The organism is Bacteroidales bacterium (assembly GCA_023228145.1).
Classification (GTDB): Bacteria; Bacteroidota; Bacteroidia; order Bacteroidales; family CAIWKO01; genus CAIWKO01.
Window position 1 is genome coordinate 75482 of sequence record JALOBU010000012.1, and the last position, 20907, is coordinate 96388.

At 34.6% G+C, this 20907-nt stretch carries 18 protein-coding genes; 9 read left to right on the top strand and 9 right to left on the bottom strand.

The window, feature by feature from the left end; genetic code table 11:
- Window positions 1-22 precede the first annotated feature (22 nt).
- Entirely contained in the window at window positions 23-1369 is a 1347-nt protein-coding gene (gene gldE, locus M0R16_07680; protein ID MCK9612768.1) for a gliding motility-associated protein GldE, read from the top strand.
- The gene (gldD, locus tag M0R16_07685; GenBank protein ID MCK9612769.1) at window positions 1362-1940 is read left to right on the top strand and encodes a gliding motility lipoprotein GldD; all 579 of its coding nucleotides are present in this window, start codon (window positions 1362-1364) and stop codon (window positions 1938-1940) included. The genes gldE and gldD overlap by 8 nt, the downstream gene beginning before the upstream one ends.
- 7 nt (window positions 1941-1947) lie before the next feature.
- On the opposite strand, the gene M0R16_07690 is transcribed toward gldD, so the two are convergent.
- The 4 genes from M0R16_07690 to M0R16_07705 all read right to left on the bottom strand — a co-directional run bounded on the left by M0R16_07690 (window position 1948) and on the right by M0R16_07705 (window position 5072).
- Window positions 1948-2718 (bottom strand): alpha/beta fold hydrolase, encoded by a 771-nt coding sequence (locus tag M0R16_07690; GenBank protein MCK9612770.1) that lies wholly within the window; start codon window positions 2716-2718, stop codon window positions 1948-1950.
- Window positions 2719-2721: 3 nt separating this feature from the next.
- Window positions 2722-4062, bottom strand: a complete 1341-nt coding sequence (locus M0R16_07695; protein ID MCK9612771.1) for a PhoH family protein — start codon at window positions 4060-4062, stop codon at window positions 2722-2724.
- Between the two features lie 175 nt (window positions 4063-4237).
- Entirely contained in the window at window positions 4238-4630 is a 393-nt protein-coding gene (locus M0R16_07700; GenBank protein ID MCK9612772.1) for a hypothetical protein, read from the bottom strand.
- Entirely contained in the window at window positions 4614-5072 is a 459-nt protein-coding gene (locus tag M0R16_07705; protein ID MCK9612773.1) for a hypothetical protein, read from the bottom strand. The genes M0R16_07700 and M0R16_07705 overlap by 17 nt, the downstream gene beginning before the upstream one ends.
- A gap of 64 nt (window positions 5073-5136) precedes the next feature.
- On the opposite strand from M0R16_07705, the gene dnaG reads away from it, so the two are divergent.
- On the top strand, window positions 5137-7122 hold the full coding sequence (gene dnaG, locus M0R16_07710) for a DNA primase (protein MCK9612774.1): 1986 nt from the start codon (window positions 5137-5139) through the stop codon (window positions 7120-7122).
- 10 nt (window positions 7123-7132) lie between these two features.
- Window positions 7133-8995: an asparagine synthase (glutamine-hydrolyzing) gene (gene asnB / locus M0R16_07715; GenBank protein MCK9612775.1), complete on the top strand. Its 1863-nt coding sequence runs from the start codon at window positions 7133-7135 to the stop codon at window positions 8993-8995.
- Window positions 8996-9047: 52 nt separating this feature from the next.
- On the opposite strand, the gene M0R16_07720 is transcribed toward asnB, so the two are convergent.
- Window positions 9048-9839, bottom strand: coding sequence for an amidohydrolase (locus tag M0R16_07720; protein ID MCK9612776.1), 792 nt, complete (start codon window positions 9837-9839; stop codon window positions 9048-9050).
- 201 nt (window positions 9840-10040) lie between these two features.
- Between M0R16_07720 and M0R16_07725 the strand changes: the two genes are divergently transcribed.
- Window positions 10041-11252, top strand: coding sequence for a phosphoglycerate kinase (locus M0R16_07725; protein ID MCK9612777.1), 1212 nt, complete (start codon window positions 10041-10043; stop codon window positions 11250-11252).
- Between the two features lie 41 nt (window positions 11253-11293).
- Window positions 11294-12679, top strand: a complete 1386-nt coding sequence (locus M0R16_07730; protein MCK9612778.1) for a hypothetical protein — start codon at window positions 11294-11296, stop codon at window positions 12677-12679.
- A 277-nt stretch (window positions 12680-12956) separates the two neighbouring features.
- Here M0R16_07730 and M0R16_07735 read toward each other — a convergent pair whose 3' ends face one another.
- The 3 genes from M0R16_07735 to M0R16_07745 are packed head-to-tail and all read right to left on the bottom strand — an operon-like array spanning window position 12957 to window position 14911.
- Complete coding sequence (locus M0R16_07735; protein ID MCK9612779.1) at window positions 12957-13466, bottom strand: CvpA family protein; 510 nt, start codon at window positions 13464-13466, stop codon at window positions 12957-12959.
- Entirely contained in the window at window positions 13467-14213 is a 747-nt protein-coding gene (locus tag M0R16_07740; GenBank protein ID MCK9612780.1) for an ATP-binding cassette domain-containing protein, read from the bottom strand.
- Window positions 14210-14911 (bottom strand): ABC transporter permease, encoded by a 702-nt coding sequence (locus M0R16_07745; protein MCK9612781.1) that lies wholly within the window; start codon window positions 14909-14911, stop codon window positions 14210-14212. Before M0R16_07745 ends, M0R16_07740 begins: the two co-directional genes overlap by 4 nt.
- Window positions 14912-15203: 292 nt before the next feature.
- On the opposite strand from M0R16_07745, the gene M0R16_07750 reads away from it, so the two are divergent.
- From M0R16_07750 to M0R16_07760, 3 genes are all read left to right on the top strand, one after another.
- Window positions 15204-15353, top strand: a complete 150-nt coding sequence (locus M0R16_07750) for a hypothetical protein (GenBank protein MCK9612782.1) — start codon at window positions 15204-15206, stop codon at window positions 15351-15353.
- Complete coding sequence (locus M0R16_07755; protein MCK9612783.1) at window positions 15346-15957, top strand: SprT-like domain-containing protein; 612 nt, start codon at window positions 15346-15348, stop codon at window positions 15955-15957. Before M0R16_07750 ends, M0R16_07755 begins: the two co-directional genes overlap by 8 nt.
- A gap of 96 nt (window positions 15958-16053) precedes the next feature.
- The gene (locus M0R16_07760; protein MCK9612784.1) at window positions 16054-17142 is read left to right on the top strand and encodes a mannose-1-phosphate guanylyltransferase; all 1089 of its coding nucleotides are present in this window, start codon (window positions 16054-16056) and stop codon (window positions 17140-17142) included.
- 31 nt (window positions 17143-17173) lie between these two features.
- On the opposite strand, the gene M0R16_07765 is transcribed toward M0R16_07760, so the two are convergent.
- Complete coding sequence (locus M0R16_07765) at window positions 17174-20674, bottom strand: hypothetical protein (protein ID MCK9612785.1); 3501 nt, start codon at window positions 20672-20674, stop codon at window positions 17174-17176.
- Window positions 20675-20907 lie beyond the last annotated feature (233 nt).

Consider the following 20907-nt stretch of genomic DNA (forward strand, 5'->3'; position numbering starts at 1 on the left):
AATATTTTTGAATAATCCGTAAATGGATTTACCCAACCTACTTACAATAATTTTTTTTCTGGCTATACTAAAACCTATAACTTCGAGGATTATTATTGCATTTATATTTCTTTTTCTTTTACTTATTTGCAGTGCGCTGATGTCTGGTTCGGAGATGGCTTTTTTTTCATTGAGCCCTAAAAAAATTGATGAATTAAAAAACAAGAAAACAAAAAACGCCCAGCATATATTCACGTTGTTGGAAAACCCTCAGAAGCTACTGGCAACATTGTTGATAGGAAACAATTTCATAAATATTTCTATTGTTATCATTGCCACATACATCACCGTAAATTTATTTGACCTTAGCGGTCATTATGTTTTAAGCTTTCTGCTTGAATTTATTGTAATTACTTCACTAATACTACTCTTTGGTGAAATTTTACCTAAAATTTATGCCAGCCAAAAGGCAATAAATTTTGCTCATTTTATGGCCAAGCCATTGATTATACTTGAGAAAATATTTTATCCATTGAGTTCCATTCTGGTCAAATCCACAAGCACGATAGAGAAGAAATTGTCTCAAAAAAAACAACAAATATCTTTTGACGAACTTTCTGAAGCCATCGAAATAACCTCTGACGCTAAAACACAGCAACAAGAAAGAAAAATTTTGAAGGGTATTGTAAAATTCAGTGACATAGAGGTTTCGGAGATAATGAAACCCCGAACTGATGTTGTTGCTGTTGAATATAGCACAAAATATTCCCAATTAATTAGCTTTATCAGAGAAAACGGATTTTCAAGAATTCCTGTATATCATAAAACATTTGACCACATTAAAGGTATTTTGTACATCAAAGATTTGCTTCCATATCTGGATATGAAAACCGGATTCAAGTGGCAGAATTTGATACGTCCGCCTTTTTACGTGCCCGAAAATATGAAAATAAGTGATCTGCTGGGAGAATTTAAAAGCAAAAAAATACATTTGGCTATTGTTGTGGATGAATATGGGGGCACATCCGGTATTATTACTCTTGAAGATATTATTGAGGAAATAGTGGGAGATATTAATGACGAATATGACGTTGAATCAGATGAGTATTTTTGCCGGAAAATTGACGATAATAACTTTATTTTTGACGGCAAAACATCGCTAAACGACCTAGCAAAAAAAATAAATATTAATCCCAATTACTTTGAAGAAACCAAGGGAGAAGCAGATTCTCTGGCCGGATTAATACTTGAAATTACCGGGAAAATACCTCAAAATAATGATATTGTAGAATTAAAAGACCTGTTGTTCACTATAATTTCCTCAGATAACAGAAGAATAAAAAGGGTAAAAATTACTCTTAAAGCAAATGAATCCACAATTTATGAGTAAGAAGTTCATAATAATAATTACCTTTCTATTCTTAATTGCTTGCGACAATAATAATTATGTCCCGAAACCAAAAGGATATTTCAGAATTGATTTGCCAAAAAAACAGTATGTGGCTTTTGACAGTATATGCCCTTATACATTTGAGCGACCTGTATATTCAACAATAAAACCTGACAGAAGAGATAATGCTGAACCGTTTTGGATTAATTTAGATTTCCGACAGTTTAACGGAATGCTTCACCTAAGCTATAAAAAGGTAATATCAGATAACGACCTCTACCAATATTTTGAAGACACGCGCATGTTTGTGAACAAACATATTGCCAAAGCTGATAATATTGAACCTTCTTATTATGAAAACGACACAAACAAAGTGTATGGAATCATATATGACATTTCCGGTGTTGGAGTTGCATCCACATTTCAGTTCGGGGTTACCGACAGCACTAAGCATTTCCTGAGAGGCGCTTTATATTTTAACGTACTTCCTAACAACGATTCTCTTGCACCTGTGATTAATTTTATCAAAGAAGATGTGCATCATCTTATCCAGACATTGAGATGGAAGTAGGTAGTATTTAGTTTTCAAGAAAGCTGTTTACTTGTTGAATAAATTCCTTTGGAGCATCTGCATGTACCCAATGCCCTGCGTTTTTTACAGTAATAATTTTTGCATCTGGAAAATAGCGTGAAATTTCCTGTTCATCTTCAGAAACAATAAAATCGGATAATTCACCTTTTAAAAACATTACAGGTTTTTTAAATGTGTTTTTTTCAATAATCGGACACATGAGTGTTTCAATATTGGATTTTATTACCGGAAAATTTAATTTCCATTCGTAATAACCCTTATCTGTTTTTTTAATATTCTTCAATAATAAATTGACAACTTTTTTATCCCATATAAAGTGTGAAATTTTTTTTTCAATCTGAGAAAAAGTTTTAAGCATCGAGAAATCTATGCGGGTCATAACTTCCAGTAAGTTTGTTATGTTTTTATTCCCGGTATATTTCCGTGGTGCAATATCAACTACTATCAGTTTTTCTATTATTTCAGGATATTGTAATGCTAAGGAAATGGCTATCCTACCACCAAGAGAATGCCCTATTACAAATGCAGAAGAAATCCCAAGCCGCTGAAACAATTTATTAATATCTTCTGCCATAACATTAATGTTAAAATCAATGCTATGCGGCGAATTGCCATGATTGCGAAGGTCGGGCAAAATCACTTTGAATTTTTCTGCAAAAACTTTAGCAATTGTAATCCAATTGTCGGACATTCCAAATAGGCCGTGAATAATGACTAATGGAGTTCCTTCCCCAAGGGTTCTGTAAAAAAGTTTCATATTCTACAACAATTCGCCGGCAAGGTTTGCCAATTCGGAGCGTTCACCCTTTTCAAGTTGCACATGCGCATAAATCGGGTGATGTTTAATTTTATCAATAAGCACCGAAAGCCCATTACTTTCTGAATCAAGATAAGGGGTGTCTATCTGAAAAATATCTCCTGTGAAAACAATCTTAGTATTTTCTCCTGCGCGTGTAATGATGGTTTTTACTTCGTGAGGTGTGAGATTCTGGGCTTCATCAATGATAAAGAAAATATTTGAAAGGCTTCTGCCGCGAATATATGCCAAAGGTGTAATAACAAGTTTTTCCTTTTCAACAGCATCCGTTATGTTTTTATATTCCTTGTCTCTTTCATCAAACTGGTTTTGTATCATTTTTAAATTATCAAATAACGGTTCCATATACGGATTAACCTTTGATTTGATGTCTCCCGGCAAGTAACCGATATCTTTATTGCTCAGCGGAACAATGGGCCTTGCCATATAAATCTGTTTGAAATCCCTTTTCTGCTCAAGCGCACCGGCCAGAGCGAGCAATGTTTTTCCTGTTCCAGCAACACCTTGTAAAGTCACAAGTTTAACGGCAGGGTTTAATATTGCATGTAAAGCAAAAACCTGTTCGGCATTACGGGGCGTTATTCTGAAAGCTGAACGCTTCTCAATGCGTTCTATTAATCCGTTAACGGGATTAAAAAATGTCAGGGCCGAACTTCTTGTGTTTTTTAATATAAAGTAATGGTTTGGGATGGGGGTTTTCAATCCTATATCTTCCGGCAGGCAAAATCCTTCGGTGTAAATTTTATCAATCACTGTTCCGGGAAGATTTTCTATTAGTGTTTTTCCTGTATAAAGGGATTCGATATCTTTTATTTTCCCAGTCTCAAAATCTTCGGCAACAATATTCAGAGATTTTGCTTTCAGACGCAGGTTGATATCCTTAGTAACCAATATGACTTTTTTGTCGGGATATTTGCGGATAAGCGATAGCGTTGAATTTAATATCCTGTGGTCCGGTTTGTCTTCGCCTAGTATTTTGCACGCATCAGGTTCACCCTTTCCATTTATGACAACGATAAATTTTCCGCAATTTTTAAAATCAAGCGGTATCCAATCCTGCAATGTAAAATCAGCAGAAAGCGTGTCTATAATACGTATAAATTCTCTCGCTTCAAAATTTTTAATGTCGTTGCCTTTTTTAAAATTATCCAGTTCTTCAAGTACAGTAATAGGGATGGCAACATCATTGTTTTCGAAACTTCTTATGGCATTGTGATTGTAAAGAATTACAGAGGTGTCAAGGACAAATATTTTCTTTTCTTTACCTGCTTGTTTTTTGGGCATAGAACTCTGATGCATTAAAATGGTTTGCAAAAATACTTCTTTAAATCTTTATTTTTTTTAATGCTGAGCAGAGTTACTCACATAGCGCCGTTAATAAAAAAATTTACTAAATTTCTCCAAAAAACTTTATTAATAAAATTCCATTTAAATCTGATATAAGAGAGCAACTTGTTGATTATTTGAGTTTTTCCCGAGGGTCTTTTCTTAGGTCAACCAGCCATCGGCCTTTTTGTTTCAGCAGATACACTTTTTGAATCCCACCGTCATAAGTTTTATAATTACAAATGGCTTCCCGGCCATTAATAACACAGTCAACAAATTCTGATTTATTATCCATAAGAAGGATTTTGTCTCCACCACCCATATTTGATAAGGTTTCAATAAATTTTACAATTTTGATAGTATGTTCTGTACCAAGTTCTTTTGCCTTGTCAAACTCATTATTATTCAAATGTTTAAAAAACAATTCTGAAGTTTTTTCGGGAGTGAGGCGCCTTCCGTTCTGACCTGTTTTACAAGCAAAACCAATAAAAATCAATAACACAAATAAGCTATTTTTTGCTGTCATCAGTTTTTTGATGTTTTAAGAAATCATTAACCATTTTAGTTTTATCCTTAGGGACTTTAGCTTCTTTTTTCAGGTCAACGAGCCATTTATCGTAAACTTTAATAAGTAAGAGTTCATTTTTAATATTGTTAGCCAGGTAATTACAATATGCTGTGTCGCCCTTTTGTTCACAATCAAGCAAAACAACTTTAGTATCCATAGGTAATTTATCCTGGCCGCTCACTGCCTGCAGTTGGTCCATAAAATCAACAATTTGTCTTGTTTTGGTCGTACCATATATCTTTGCCTTGTCATATTCCTGATTATAAAAATGTTTAAGAAAACGATTAGCAACTTTTTTTGGATTTTTTGAACGCGAAACATCAAATAATGCGCAAGATGAAACGGCAAAATACAATAATATAATGACGACTAATTTAACAGAACTACGAGCAGGTGCCATGGTAATTTTATGAAGGCTTAAAATTAGTATTTTTTCGTAAATTAGCCATGTTTTTCGGGAAGAAATGATAAGAAAAGAGACTATTCAAAACATTTTAGATGCAGCAAAGATCGAAGAAGTTGTTTCCGATTTTGTTTCATTAAAAAGGCGCGGTGCAAATTATGTAGGGCTATGTCCCTTTCATAATGAAAAAACTCCTTCTTTTACTGTATCCCCGGCCAAAGGTTTTTATTACTGTTTTGGTTGCAGTAAGGGTGGCGGAGCTGTTGATTTTATCATGACCCATGAACATTTAAGTTATCCCGATGCACTGAAATATCTTGCTGAAAAATACCACATTGAAATTGTTGACGAAGTTCAGACCGAGGAAGAAAGACAGATGCAGTCTGAACTTGAAAGCCTTTACAACCTTGTTGCTTACGCTCAGAAACACTTCACCAACAACCTCTACAATACAGAGGAAGGCCTTTCTGTGGGTATGTCATATTTTAATGAAAGAGGTTTTAACCAGACCATCATTAAAAAATTTCAATTGGGCTATTCACCAGCAGCCTGGGATAACCTGACAAAAAAAGCCCTTGAGAATGGCTACAAAATACAATATCTTGAAAAGACAGGCCTTTCTATTAAAAAGGAAGACGGAACTTATTATGACCGTTTCCGGGAAAGGGTTATATTTCCTGTTCACAACCTGACAGGCAGGGTTATCGGCTTCACAGCAAGAATACTGACATCGGACAAAAACAAACCTAAGTACATTAATTCGCCGGAGTCAGACATATACAATAAAGGCAAAACACTATACGGAATATTTTTCGCCAAGCAAGCTTTAGTTTCTAATGATAACTGCCTTCTTGTTGAAGGCAATACAGATGTCATATCCCTTTTTCAATCCGGTATTGAAAATGTTGTAGCTTCATCAGGGACTTCGCTCACAACAGAGCAAATCAGACTTATTAAAAAATTTACTAACAACATCACGATAATATATGACGGGGATGAAGCCGGGCAAAAAGCTTCTCTGAGAGGTACCGATATGATAATTGAGGAGGGCATGAATGTCAGGATAGTGATTTTACCCCAGGGCGAAGATCCGGATTCCTTTGCAAGAAAAACGGATGCCATACAGATAAAAAAATTTATTAAAGAAAATTCCGCAAATTTTATTTTGTTTAAAACCAAACTTTTACTTGATGAAGCTAAAACAGACCCAATAAAAAGAGCAGAACTAATTAAAGAAATAGTTAGAACCATATCACTCATTCCCGAACCGATTCATCGAAGCGTTTACATTAAGGAATGTGGAGACCTGATGCAGATATCAGAGCAATCTTTGATTAACGAGCTTAACAAACATCTGAGAAAAAAATTAAAGAAAAATATTTCTCAATCCGAAACACATAACGAAGAAGAACTTGTACCTCCCGAAACCATTGAATACAAAACTGAAAAACAATTTCTGCCTGACAAGGACGATTTGTCTTCTCTTGAAAGATACCTGATGTGGATTATTCTGAATTTTGGTGATGAAAATATGCTTGTTGAAACAAACAATGATGGGGTTAAAGAAATAATTTCAAAAAAAGCTATCTTGTTTATTTCGCAAATACTTAAAAAAAATAAATTTTATTTTCATGAAAAAATACTTCAGAGCATATACGATGAGTATATTCATATTATGATTACTACTGGGCATTCCGATATTCTACATTTCATCAACCATAAAAACCTTGAATTTTCAAAAACCGTTATCAGCATTCTGAGCCGCAAATACGAACTAAGCAAATACTGGGAAGAAAAATATAAAATATATACACCCAGGCATGAAGACGATGACAGGAATGTATTGGTCAATGACATCTCAAATACTATTAATTCTATAAACCTTCATCTGATAACAAAAGAAATTTCTGATATAAAAAATGAAATAAAAAAACTGCAGAAGGAAAATTCTGAAAATCCGGAAATACTTATTTTGCTTGAGAAACTCAAAGAAAGGCAATCAACCCGGGCAGAAATATCGAAGAGTCTTGGGAGGGTGATAAACTAATACGACAAGTATGTGTGGAATAGCCGGTTTTTATTCAGAACAAAACATTTTTTCAAACGAAGATTTGGTGAAGATGACGCAACGTCTGCAGCACCGCGGGCCGGACGCTTCCGGACATTTTTTTGACGGTTATATAGGATTAGGGCACAGGCGATTAAGTATTATAGACCTAAGTGAAGCAGCCAATCAACCTATGCTTTCCCACGATAATAATTTTGTAATAGCATACAATGGAGAAACATATAACTTCCGTGAAATCAGAGAAGAAATATTGAAACAACGCACTATCAAATTCCAGACATCCTCAGATACAGAAGTAATTCTTGAAGCTTTTGCATTATGGGGAGTTTCTTTTGTAAATAAACTTAACGGAATGTTTGCTATTGCCATATTTAATAAAGCAGAAAAAAAATTATATTTATTTCGGGACAGGATTGGCATTAAACCCTTATATTATTTTTTTGACGGGCATAATTTTGCGTTTGCTTCTGAGATTAAATCTCTTCTGACAAGTCCCTTTATAAAAAAATCAGTTAAGATTAACCGCTCCTCAATCAACGAATTTCTTTACCTTGGTTACATACCGGAACCACATACCATTTATGATAAAATATATAAATTTCCCTCAGCTTCTCATGCAGTTGTGAATAGCGAAGGAATATTTATTTCATCTTACTGGAATATTGAAGAAAAAATAGAAGGTGATTTATTTAGCGATGAAACCCAGGCTAAAAACAAATTGAAAACTCTGCTTGAGAATTCTGTAAAATACCGTTTAATTAGCGATGTGCCGTTTGGTACTTTCTTAAGCGGAGGCGTTGATTCAAGCCTTGTTACTGCAATTGCTCAGAGCGTTAGCTCCAAACCCGTTAACACTTTTTCCATACGCTTTGAAGATTCAAAATACAATGAAAGTGCTTATGCTCAAAAGGTTGCTGACTATCTTGGCACCCGGCATCATGAATTTAAGGTTACAGAAAAAGATGCAATTGCATTAATTCCTGAATTAATCGATGTATATGATGAACCTTTTTCTGACTCGTCGGCCATACCTACTATGTTAGTTTCAAAATTGGCGCGTAAATACGTTACCATGACTTTATCGGGAGATGGAGGAGATGAATTGTTCATGGGTTATGGAGCATACAACTGGGCAAGACGTATGCAAAATCCTTTTTATCGGGCTTTTCATAAGCCCATTTACTTTAGTTTATCAATGCTTGGTGACAGATACCGGCGTGCTGCCCATATTTTTGATTACCCGGGCTATTCAAAAATAAAAAGCCATATTTTTTCACAGGAGCAATACCTTTTCAAGTGCAATGAAATATTTAAGCTTCTGCATCCGGATTTCAGGCAAGAAATATTGCTATCCGAAGATCTTAAATCAACAAGTATTTCAGCCAGTGAAGCACAAGCTCTGTTTGATTTGAAATATTATCTGAAAGACGATTTGTTAGTAAAAGTTGACAGGGCCTCAATGAAATATTCCCTTGAAACCCGTGTTCCTCTGCTTGATTACAGAATCGTAGAATTTGCATTTAACCTCTCAGAAAAACTTAAAATAAAAGGAACTACACAGAAATACCTGCTGAAAGAAGTTTTATATGATTACATCCCCAGACAATACTTCGACAGGCCCAAATGGGGATTCGCCATTCCGTTAAAAAAGTGGCTTAAAAATGAATTAAAATACCTTATTGACGAACATCTTTCAGAAAGCATAATCAAAAAACACAACATTTGTAATTTCAGGAAGGTTGAAGAACTTAAAGATTGCTTTTTAAATAAGGGTTATGATTATATTTATAACCGGCTCTGGCTGCTTATTGTCTTACATAGGTTTTTTGACAGAAAAATATCTGACAATTGATTTTATAAAGTACTTTTTTGTCTGCGGATTCTTTAAAAAACAAAATGTTCCATCACTGTATAGTAAAATTATCCCAATCCACTCCCACATTATATTTTTCCCTGTATTGAGTTAATTCGTTTTTACTTAATGTAATAGTTTTAATTCCTTCTTCATAATCATCAAAATTACCTATGATTTCTCCTCTGGGGTTTACAATCATTGAATTTCCTGAATATTTAATCTTTCTGCCGTCTTCTCCAATACGATTTAAGCCTATAACATAAGCAAGGTTTTCAATGGCGCGTGCTTTCAGCAAAATCTCCCAATGATGTTTACGGGCTTCAGGCCAATTGGCAATATAAATCAGGATATCATATTCAAACTTTCCGGTAGTATAAGTATTTTTTGCCCAAACAGGGAATCGCAGGTCATAACAGATTAATGGACAAATACGAAAATCATTCACTATAAAAACATGTTTTTGTTTCCCGGAGCTAAAATAATTATGTTCGTTGCCAAAACGAAACAGGTGACGCTTGTCATAAACATGATATTTCCCATCAGTTTGCATCCACACCAGGCGATTATAACATTTACTTCCATCATCAAAAATAAAACTTCCCGCAATCACAGATTTGTATTTCATTGTTTGATGCCTCAACCAACTTACTGTCGGCCCATCCATATTTTCAGAAAAATCCTCAATATTCGTAGTAAAGCCTGTGCTAAACATTTCCGGGAGCAAAATTATATCCTGGTGGTTTTCAATTTGGTCAAATATTTTATTTAATTTTTTATAATTTTTTTCTCGTTGCTCCCATATAAGGTCATACTGGACAAGAGTTACTTTTATATCTTTCATAATTCTGCAATTATTTATTTAAGTTCCCGCTTTTGTTCAAATTGAGCATAATTAAAGATAATCCCAGATACCAATTTTGATGATTACTTGATTAATAATACAAATTTAAAGTTTTTATAAAAGGAATTATTTAAAAAAAATGAATTCCTTTTGAGAATAAAAAACTGTTTTATACTTTTACAAAAAAATACATTTTTTATTATGACAAAAAACATTGATAAAGTAAAAACCATAGATAAGGTTAGTTTTAAAAATAAAAAAGTTCTGATACGTGTTGATTTTAATGTTCCTCTGGATCAAAACCGTCAGATAACCGATGACACACGCATAAAAGAATCGATTCCGACCATTCAGAAAGTATTGAATGACGGAGGAGCTGTAATATTAATGTCACATCTTGGCCGACCCAAAGGAGGTTACGAACAGGATTATTCTCTGACACCTATTGTGCCAAGGCTTTCTAAACTTTTGAATCGCAATATAATTTTCACTAGAGATTTGTTTGGCCCAAAAACTTTTGAGGTTTGTGGCGCTCTTAAACCTGGCGACGTTGTACTTCTGGAAAACCTGAGGTTTTACCCTGAAGAAGAAAAAGGCGATAAAAAATTTGCGAAAGAGCTTGCTTCACTAGGTGATGCATACATTAACGATGCTTTTGCAACAGCACACAGGAAACATACTTCAACAGCAACTATTGCAGAGTTTTTCCCTAATAACAAATATTTTGGTTTATTACTTGCTAATGAACTCCACAACCTGAACTTAATTCTAAACGAAGCAAAGCCTCCTTTTACGGCCATTGTGGGAGGGGCTAAGGTTTCATCAAAAATTTCCATTATTAAAAACCTTATTAATAAAGTTGATAATATCATTGTGGGTGGCGGTATGGCGTTTACTTTTATTAAAGCTTTTGGTGGAGAAGTCGGCGGTTCGCTTATTGAAGATGATAAAATTCCTGAAGTTAAAGAGATGGTTCAGGATATGATGCTTAAAGGTGTCAATCTTTATATTCCCACGGATGCTATAATTGCCGATGGTTTTTATGATGAAGCCAATTTTAAAGAAAGCCCTGTGGATAAAATAAAAGGCGACTGGATGGGGCTTGACATCGGGAAAAAATCATGCCGCCGTTTTGCAGAAATAATTAACAAATCAGAAACCATCCTGTGGAACGGCCCCATGGGTGTTTTTGAACTCCCCAATTTCAAACAGGGAACCAAAGCCATTGCCATAGCTGTTGCCAGTGCTACTATCAGCGGTTCCTTTTCTCTTGTTGGCGGCGGCGATTCCGTAGCTGCGATTAATCAGTACAACCTTGCCGACCAGATCAGTTATGTTTCAACCGGCGGCGGGGCTATGCTCGAGTATATAGAGGGAAGAGAGTTGCCCGGTGTGAAAGCTATTATAGATTAATTTGTGATAATAAAACACTATTTTTTATTGTTTTGCCATTCATGAGTTTTGTGTTCAAATCTTTTACCCTGTCGAGAATTGCAATTTTTTTTATTGCAATCATTACAGGTTTTTATATTTTAAAATACGACAAATGGACAGACGAAAACGGAGTGATAACAAGTGATGTTATTTTGTATTATGCCTATTTGCCGGCAGCTTTTATATATAATGATATTTCACTTGAATTTACCAAAGATGAAAAGACAAAAGGAGAGTTCAGAATATGGTCGTTAAAAGACCCCACGAAAAAACATGTTTTAAAAATGAGTATGGGTGTCGCTTATCTTTATGCTCCTTTTTTCGTGGTGGGGCACTGGTATGCAAAGTTAAGCGGGAATAGCGCACTTGGATACTCAAAACCTTATCATATTGCGTTGATGATTAGCTCATTATGCTATCTTATTATTGGCTTTGTTTTTTTAAAAAAATTATTAAAAATGTTTTTTAATGAGTTTGTCACAGCTTTCACGATATTACTCATTTTTATTGGCACAAATTTGTTTTATTATGCCACCCTGCAGTCCCCAATGTCACATGTATATTCTTTTAGTCTCATCACTGTATTTGTATTTTATACCATAAAGTGGCATCAAAAAACAACACTGACAAGAACAATCATTCTGGGTGTTTTATTAGGAATAATTTCATTAATAAGGCCAACAAATGTAATAGTGGGCTTATTTCTACTACTTTATAATATTAAAAGCGTAAAGGATATTAAAGAAAGATTTTTTTTCTTTATTAAAAAATTTCCACATTTAATTCTTATCGCAATATGCGCTGTATTAATCTGGTTGCCACAATTTTATTATTGGAAAACAGTAACAGGACACTGGATGTTTTATTCATATCGTGATGAAAACTTTTTTTTCAATTCACCTGAAATTATTTATGGTTTGTTTAGTTACAAAAAAGGTTGGCTGCTCTACACACCTCTAATGTTTTTTGCTATCGTTGGGATAATTATTTCCTATAAGCACTTAAAACAACTCTTTTTCCCTACAGTCATTTTCTTCGTATTTAATATTTATATTATATTTTCCTGGTGGTGCTGGTGGTATGGAGGAAGTTTGGGGCAACGGGTAATGATTGATTCCTATGGTATTATGGCGATATTTTTAGCCTTATTTATTCATTGGATTTGGCAAAAAAAATTCTGGATAAAAATTCCATTTCTTTTATTAATTCTTCTGACGGCATTTATGAGTGTTATTTATACAATACAATATAAAAGCGGGGCTTTACATTATGATGCAATGGGAAAAAAAGCTTATTGGGATAATTTCGGGCACCTTGAGCCACATGGCAATTATTGGAGCGATATAGAATGTCCCGATTACGATAAGGCGATGAAAGGCATGTATGAAATAAAAAAATGTGACTAGCAATGAGTAACAACAAACCTATTTTAAGAAAATTTTGCACTCCAGAAATAATTCTTATGCATTTTTCAATAAGTATTTTGTTTGGTTTTACTTTTTTTATGATAAATAAAACTTTAGATTACAAGGTGAACTGGTACCTTGATAGAAACTTTGCAAACCCTTGGTATATATATTGCCTGATAATTTTAGGAACAGTACTTCTGGCGCATTTAGGACTGACTATTTTTTATACTTTTTTCAAAAAAATAAACAAATAACAACGTTATTTGATTAATTATCACTCTTTAGCAGATTTTATTATATTAATTTCCTTTTTAATTAAAGGAATGCTAAACGGAGCTATAACGCTTACAGGCTTGTATAATAAAGATTTTTCTTTAATATCTGGAGTAATAATTTTTTGATTAATATCGAGTTTACAAAGAATATAAAACAGCAAGCTAATTATAAAAGCATACTTTAACAGCGAAAATAATGCGCCAAATAGTTTATTAAAAAAACCAAGGGATACAAGGTCCATCAATTTTTCTATCATTTTAGCAATAACACGAACCATTATAAGTACGGCAATAAAAACAATTATAAACGCAATAGCCGAAGTATAAGATGCGTTTAATGAAAAGTTATTTATCAACAACCCACTGACAAAATCGCTGAAATAAATACCTGCAAAAACGCCCAGAAAAAGTGCCGCTAAACTTGCCAATTCAATGACTAAGCCTTTCCTGAATCCTTTAAAAAATCCAATACCTAAAAGTATTAATATTACTATATCAAGAAAATGCATTTATTTTTTTAAGCGGCGTGTAAGTTCTGTAGCATAAACAAAATTGTTCAATTCCTCATTGTCGGTATCAAGTACCATATTGTTATCCCCTTCCCACCAGAGTTTTCCTTTATAAATAAATGCCACTTTATTTCCAATTTCAATCACCGAATTCATGTCGTGGGTATTAATAACCGTTGTAATCTGATACTCCTGCGTAATTTCACTGATAAGGTTATCTATCAGGATGGAAGTTTTCGGGTCAAGACCGGAATTTGGTTCGTCACAAAATAAATAACTTGGATTCATAGCGATGGCCCGGGCAATAGCAACCCGTTTTTTCATACCTCCGCTCAATTCGGCGGGATAAAGCATATTTACATTCTCCAGATTAACCCTTTTCAGGCAAAAATTTACACGGTCCTGTTTTTCTTCAAGAGGTTTTTTTGTAAACATGCTCAGCGGAAACATCACATTTTCCTCAACAGTCATGGAATCAAACAATGCGCCACCCTGAAACATCATCCCTATTTCCTGACGAATGGATTTTCTTTCTTTAAAGTTCATATCCGTAAAATTTCGCTCATCAAACAACACCATGCCTTCGTCAATATCAAGCAATCCAACAATGCATTTCATAAGAACAGTTTTCCCCGATCCGCTCGGTCCTATGATAAGGTTGGTTTTCCCGCGTTCAAAAATCAGGTTGATATCATTGATAACTTTGTGTTCACCAAATCCTTTCGATAAGTTCCTTGTTTCAATCATCCGAGCATTATTTGGGTGATAAGAAGGTTAAATAAAATAATTAATATACTGCTGGTAACAACAGCTTTAGTGCTTGCTTTTCCTACTTCAAGAGCACCACCGTATGCATAATAACCATAATATCCTGATACAGAAGTAATAATAAAAGAAAAAACAGCCGTTTTTACCAGCGAATAAAAAATTTCAAATGGGATAAAATCAAGTGTAATGCCTTCGTAATATGCGGAAGAAGTGACAATGCCAAAAGTAACAGAAGCAAACCACCCCCCGAAAATGCCAAGAAACATACTTATAATTACCAAAATTGGAAATATAATTACTGAAGAAACAATTTTAGGCAAAATCAGAAAATTGGCTGAATTTACACCCATAATTTCCAGTGCATCAATTTGCTCTGTAACCCTCATGGTACCTATTTCTGACGATATTCTGGAACCAACTTTGCCGGCTAAAATCAGGCAGATAATGGTTGGAGAAAATTCCAGTACAATGGATGCGCGAGTAGTAAACCCAACTGTGTAGTCAGGTATCCATGCGCTGGTAGAATTATAACCTGTTTGAATGGCAACAACAGCCCCCATAAAAACAGAAATAAATGCAACTATTCCCAACGAATCTAGTCCAAGGTTATTTACTTCGGTGATGATTTGGCTACGAAAAACAGAAGCTTTTTCGTGTTTGGTAAACACCTTTCTCATCAAATCTATATACTGCCCGATAGTAAACAGAGTTTTTTTCAAATGCCGGATATTGGTTTTGCGAAATTAAACAATAAATTAAAACGTTAATACATAAATACATTTTGTGTATTATTGATTTTTGATTTATTTTTGTACAAACAATGAAGATGAAAACAGTAAAAATTACAGGGATTGTGTTTGCTGCCTTTATTTTTTTTTCATTTACTTCCTGCAAGATATCTCAACAGCATAAATGTAAAGATTGCCCCACATTTTCGATAAAAAAACCCACAGAAACAAAACAAAATATATGAAATTAAAACGAGTTGTTCTTGTGTTCATCATTGTTGGCATGATGGTATTATTGTCCTGTGCTGCCAATAGAAATTACCGCTATAATCAATGTCCAACATTTAGCAACAAGACTAATACTTTTGAAAGCCCATTGAAGCGTGGATAAGGAAAATCTTTGGCGTTACCTGCCAGACCATTCTTATGAAATACTTTGCAATTGGCTGGAAGCTTACTCGTTGCAAATAAAAATTACACGGGAGCGTAATAGTAAAACCGGCGATTACCGTCCCCCTGATAAAAAAGTAAATTACCACAGGATAAGTGTAAATAACAACTTAAATCCTTATAATTTTTTAATAACCCTGGTACACGAATATGCGCACTTACTTACATGGGTGACATACAGAAATAAGGTAAAGCCTCATGGCAATGAATGGAAAACGATATATTATAATTTGTTGTTTTTTTTATTAAGCAATTCTATTTTCCCTAAAGATATTGAATACATTATTGCTAAACTTATCGCCAGAAGATACCCCTCAGAAAAAAGCGGTGAACAAAACCTGGCAAGAGCTCTTTCATCATATAACTCTCACCTTAACAATACCCTTCACCTGGAAGACTTACCTGAAAATGTTACTTTCAAAACCAAAAACAATATGTCTTTCACAAAAGGACCTAAAATAAGAACGAGATATAAATGTTTTTGCCTTGATAACCGCCGATGGTATTATGTCAGTGCCCTGATGCCTGTTTTGCCAAAAGAATAGTAAAACCCCCTGATTTTGTTTTTTATATATTTCTGTATGAATCAGTTTAATGATTATTTATATTTTTGCACCAATTTTCTAAATTAAAAGAAAAACATGGATAATAACTTTTGTGTGATAATGGCCGGAGGAATAGGTTCTCGTTTCTGGCCCATGAGCCGAACCACCCATCCGAAACAATTTCTTGATATTCTTGGCACGGGAGAAACACTTATACAACAGACTTTTAAAAGATTTGAACGTATCATCCCTAAAGAAAATATTTATATAGTTACCAATGCATCCTATGCTCAGCTTGTGAGGGAACAATTACCTTTTATCAAAGAAAACCAGATTATATCAGAACCATCACGCAGAAACACAGCCCCTTGTGTTGCTTATGCTTGTTATAAAATAAATGAAAAACACCCCGAAGCAAATATCATTGTTGCTCCTTCTGACCATATCATCCTTAAAGAAGACGTTTTTACGGATGTGATTAAATCCGCTTTACTAGCCAGCAAAGCAAATAATTGGCTTTTAACTATTGGTATAACTCCCAGCAGGCCCGACACAGGTTATGGTTATATACAATTCAAAGACATTGATTCTTATCCGGCCGACAGTAGATTGAAAAAAGTTAAAACTTTTACCGAGAAACCGGGTCTGGACATGGCAAAGCAATTTCTTGAAAGCGGTGATTTTCTATGGAATTCCGGAATTTTTATCTGGTCAAACAAAAGTATTTTAGAAGCATTTGAAAAATACCTGCCCGAAATCAACGACGCTTTTAAAAAAGGAGTTGGAATATATGATACTCCCGAAGAAATAGTTTTTATCAGGGAAACTTATACTGTTTGCAAAAGCATTTCTATTGATTATGGTATCATGGAAAAAGCTGACAACGTATATGTGCTTTGCGCTGACCTAGGGTGGTCTGACCTTGGAACCTGGGGTTCGCTTTACGAAAACCGCCAGCAAAATGAAAACGGAAATGCTGTAGTCGGTAAAAATGTTATCATGTACGACAGTAATAATTGTATTGTAAACATGCCCGAAGACAAACTTGTGGTTTTGCAGGGCTTGAACGACTATATTATTGTTGAATCAGAAAATGTTTTGTTGGTATGCCGTAAGAATGACGAACAACAGATTCGTCAATTCGTGAATGATGTCAGAATTGAAAAAGGCGAAAAATATATCTGAAAATCACCTTTTTACTCATTATTCTTAGCTGTTAAAAATATGCTCTTACCTGCACGCTGCCAACGTGTATGATTTTATTTTCCCCCATTTTCCTGCCATCATAAATTATATCCAGTTGTATATTATTTCCTAAATTATATTGAAAGGACAATCCCCAGGTGATATTTTGTCCGCGCCTGAAACCATTCAGCATTTCATAAGCGACAGAAGTATTTTCATCTGCATTAAATGCAATGTTGATATAGTTTGCTTTTGCCTGTAAAGTTCCTTTACCGGGGAAATTATATTTGCCTTCAAGGCCAAAATTATGAGTTACTGCTCGAATAAGGGGTTGCGCTTCAATATTTTTCTTGTCGGAAAAAACATAGGTCAGGCTGGTGCGAAATTTATTTCCGGGTTGAAATATAAATTTAGGCTCAACTTTCCAAGAATCAATGGTGTAATTTTTTTCAAAAAAATATTCCGAATCATATTTTTTTCTTCCAATTTCAAACTGAATATTAGTGTAAAACTTACGGGTAATATTCCACCTGACTTTACTTCCAACGAATTCCTGAGAGCGTATTTCATAACCATTTAACAATAACAATTTAGAGTTGTTGAACTGATAGGAAACTTCGGCTGCAATTTTCGGGTTGTTCTTATTAAAAAACAAAACTGATTTAAACACAGTACTTAGTGTCATTAAAGTCGTATCATCTGCACGGAAATAAAAGGGGTTATAGGCCTGTAATAAGTTTACGTTGGTGCTTTTATGCGCCACACTATATGTTGTCAACAAACCAAAACGCGATATAATTTTCCTTAAACCGGTTTTATTTTTCCAGGCATTTGCAGGCTCAATATTTAACACCTCGCTAAACCCATTGGAGTATGTCTTGATATAATCATTGGTGGGTGTAAACACCCTTATATAATTAGCCTGGTCGGTAAAAGCAGCTATTTCAAACTCATTAATCTGTTTAATTCCGTCGCTGTTATAGTCCGACCAGGTATAAATACCCTGCCCGGCAGGAACTTCAATATAAGAATATTCTTTTTTCTCCTCCATACCGGAGCCAACTTCATAATAAGTTGTAGATTGAAAAACTTTTTTTGCAAAATTGGTATAATATTCCAGCCTTCCCAGCAATATATTTTCAGGTTTGTTAGTGCTGATAGTTGTATCTTTGAGCTTCAGCATGCGGTATGTAGCCCTCACTTTAAATATATGCCGGGGATTTTTCGCCAAATCAACATTCAGGTTGATATCATCGGCATCGGAAGCCAATACAAGCTTGTTTTCAACAGGCAGATAATCAAATCTTTTTTTATAGCTTACATAATATTTGTTTTTTGCAGTATCAGGACTCCCAAAATAGGCTTCATAAATATTAAAAGCAAAACTGTTAGCTATTAGGGTTTGAGTTGTATCCGGTTTAAACGTATTGTGTTCCTGCTCTTCACGCACTCCAAGCGAGAACCATTTGAACTTTTTTACCAAATGTGCTTTTTGTTTAAAATAAATAGTTTTATAATTTGGTGTACTTGTATTCAGATAACTTCCGCTGAACGTCAGGAAAAAATTCTTCCAGTCTCCGTTAACGTCAAGTTGATTCAAGAGGCCTTGGTAAGAACTGCCATGCGTATAATATTTAAACTGATAAATAGCATTTTGATTTTTATTATTTTGTACACCAAATTTCAGTCCGCTAATATTTTCATCAGCTGATAGATTGTTTGTCAGGTTCCAGTCGCGCATGAATTCAACAGGACGGTATTGCTCAATAGGATTAAAATACCTGCTCACCCATTCATTACTGATATCCGCTATAAGTTTCCATTCGTTTTTACTTTTTTTTGCAAACGGGATGCTGTTGTTGACAGAAGTTTTTAACGCATATCCAATATCATCTTTTTTATTCAGAGAAGAAAAAAGATTTTTATCATAGATACTTAAAGCGCCTTCCACATTTATGCGGGTTGTTTTTCCAATAGCATAATCCAAAGCCAGCGAATACATCTGGTTTTTTTTCGGAGCTATAAGAAATGTAAGTGGTTCATAATCTCCTGAGGAATTTCCACCTTGCGGAGCTACCCATTTAAAAACCCTTCCGTTGGCTGAGCTTTGCGAAAGAACATAATTGCCTTTCCCTGAGCCAACATAAGAAAAGCCCAGCCGGTAAAAAGCACTGTCAGGATTGGTTGAATATACAAAAACCGAATCATAAATCACCAGGTTTACCACCGTATCAATCATTTTGTACATTACGTATGTGTTTGAAAATTCCAAACTATCAATATTGGGAACAATGGCAGCCTGCACACTGTCTCCAATATCCGATAATAACTGTTTCTGGCTGTCGCTCAACTCTTGCAGCAATGGCTGGTTCTTTAAATCCTGTTCCGAGAAAAAATTAAATCGTACATTCAGTTTTTTATACTCCATGCCTACTCCTGCGAAAAACATGGTACGGGCATAATAACGGTCGGTATATTCAAACTCCACCACAACTCTTTTATCTTTAGTAATCATGTTTTTTGGGGTAAAACTTACTTCCCCCGTATTGTAATCTATCACATAATCGTTTTCCTGTCCCCGGGTTAGCAGGATACCGTCAATATAAACGCGTTCGGTTCCGGCGAGAATAATAATATATGTTTCGTTGTTATTCCCCATAAGTTTATAGGGGCCCTGATTGCCTTCAACAACAGCAAGAACATTTCTTGCATAGCGCCCTTTTGACAATGCACCGCTGCCTTCGAGCTTCAGTTTTACTTCATTTTCGGGGCGCTTTTTTGAGGAAAGTATTAAGTTTGACTCTATCAAAACCCCCTGAGCTTTTTTGTAGAAATTCATAAAATATCCGGGGGGGCGATTTATTTCAAAATCACCGGCAATGAGTTTATTGTTCTTATTAAACAACTGTATAAAAACTTTATCGAATTCCTGTATTTGCTGGGTGTTCCCATCGGGTTGTATGGGTATGTTGTTGTCGGTAATGGCAGCAAGAACTTGAATATTTTCCGATAAATAGCCCGACAACTGAAGGTTTAAACTTGAGTTTACAACCAGGTCCTGATTGTTACCAAAAGACACTCCACGAGAAATATTCCCGCTACGGTTGAGTAAACCCCACTTAAAAACATCTTCGGTAGTAGTTTTGTATTGGTATAAAAAAGGATTTTTTATTTCTTTAGTGGCATCATTAATTAGTGTGGATTTTTTATGACTTCTAACGGCAGAAAACAATATAGGGAATACCCTGTAAGAGATATTCAGATTAGTATTTTTAAGTTCATTTTCATAATAATTCTTATCCGTAAAAATCAGCATCCCATTTACATAATCAATAAAATATTTCGATGTGTCCGGGGTGAGCCCAACGTCAGTAGTAATTATAATACTTTTGGGAATTAAGCTTAATGTGTCGAGGATTATTGTATCATTATCTACAGTTATTTTTTTTAGCCGGAAATTTGAAAAATCCTGTGCATGCAAGTGAATACTAATTGCACATAAGAACAAAAATATGTATAGTATCTTTTTCAAATTGGTTACAAAAGGATAATGCTAATATACCTATAAAACGGGATATTTAAAAAACTCAAATTTATGATAAAAATTGTTAATAACCTATTTGTCATAAATACTCAAAGGCTTGCCTTTCCCCTGTGTCCTCTGTAAAAACTCTGTGACCACTGTGGTTAAAAGAACAATAAAAAAACCACAGAGGGAAGCAGAGAAAAAACGGAGTTTCACAGAGAAAATTATTGAATAACGAT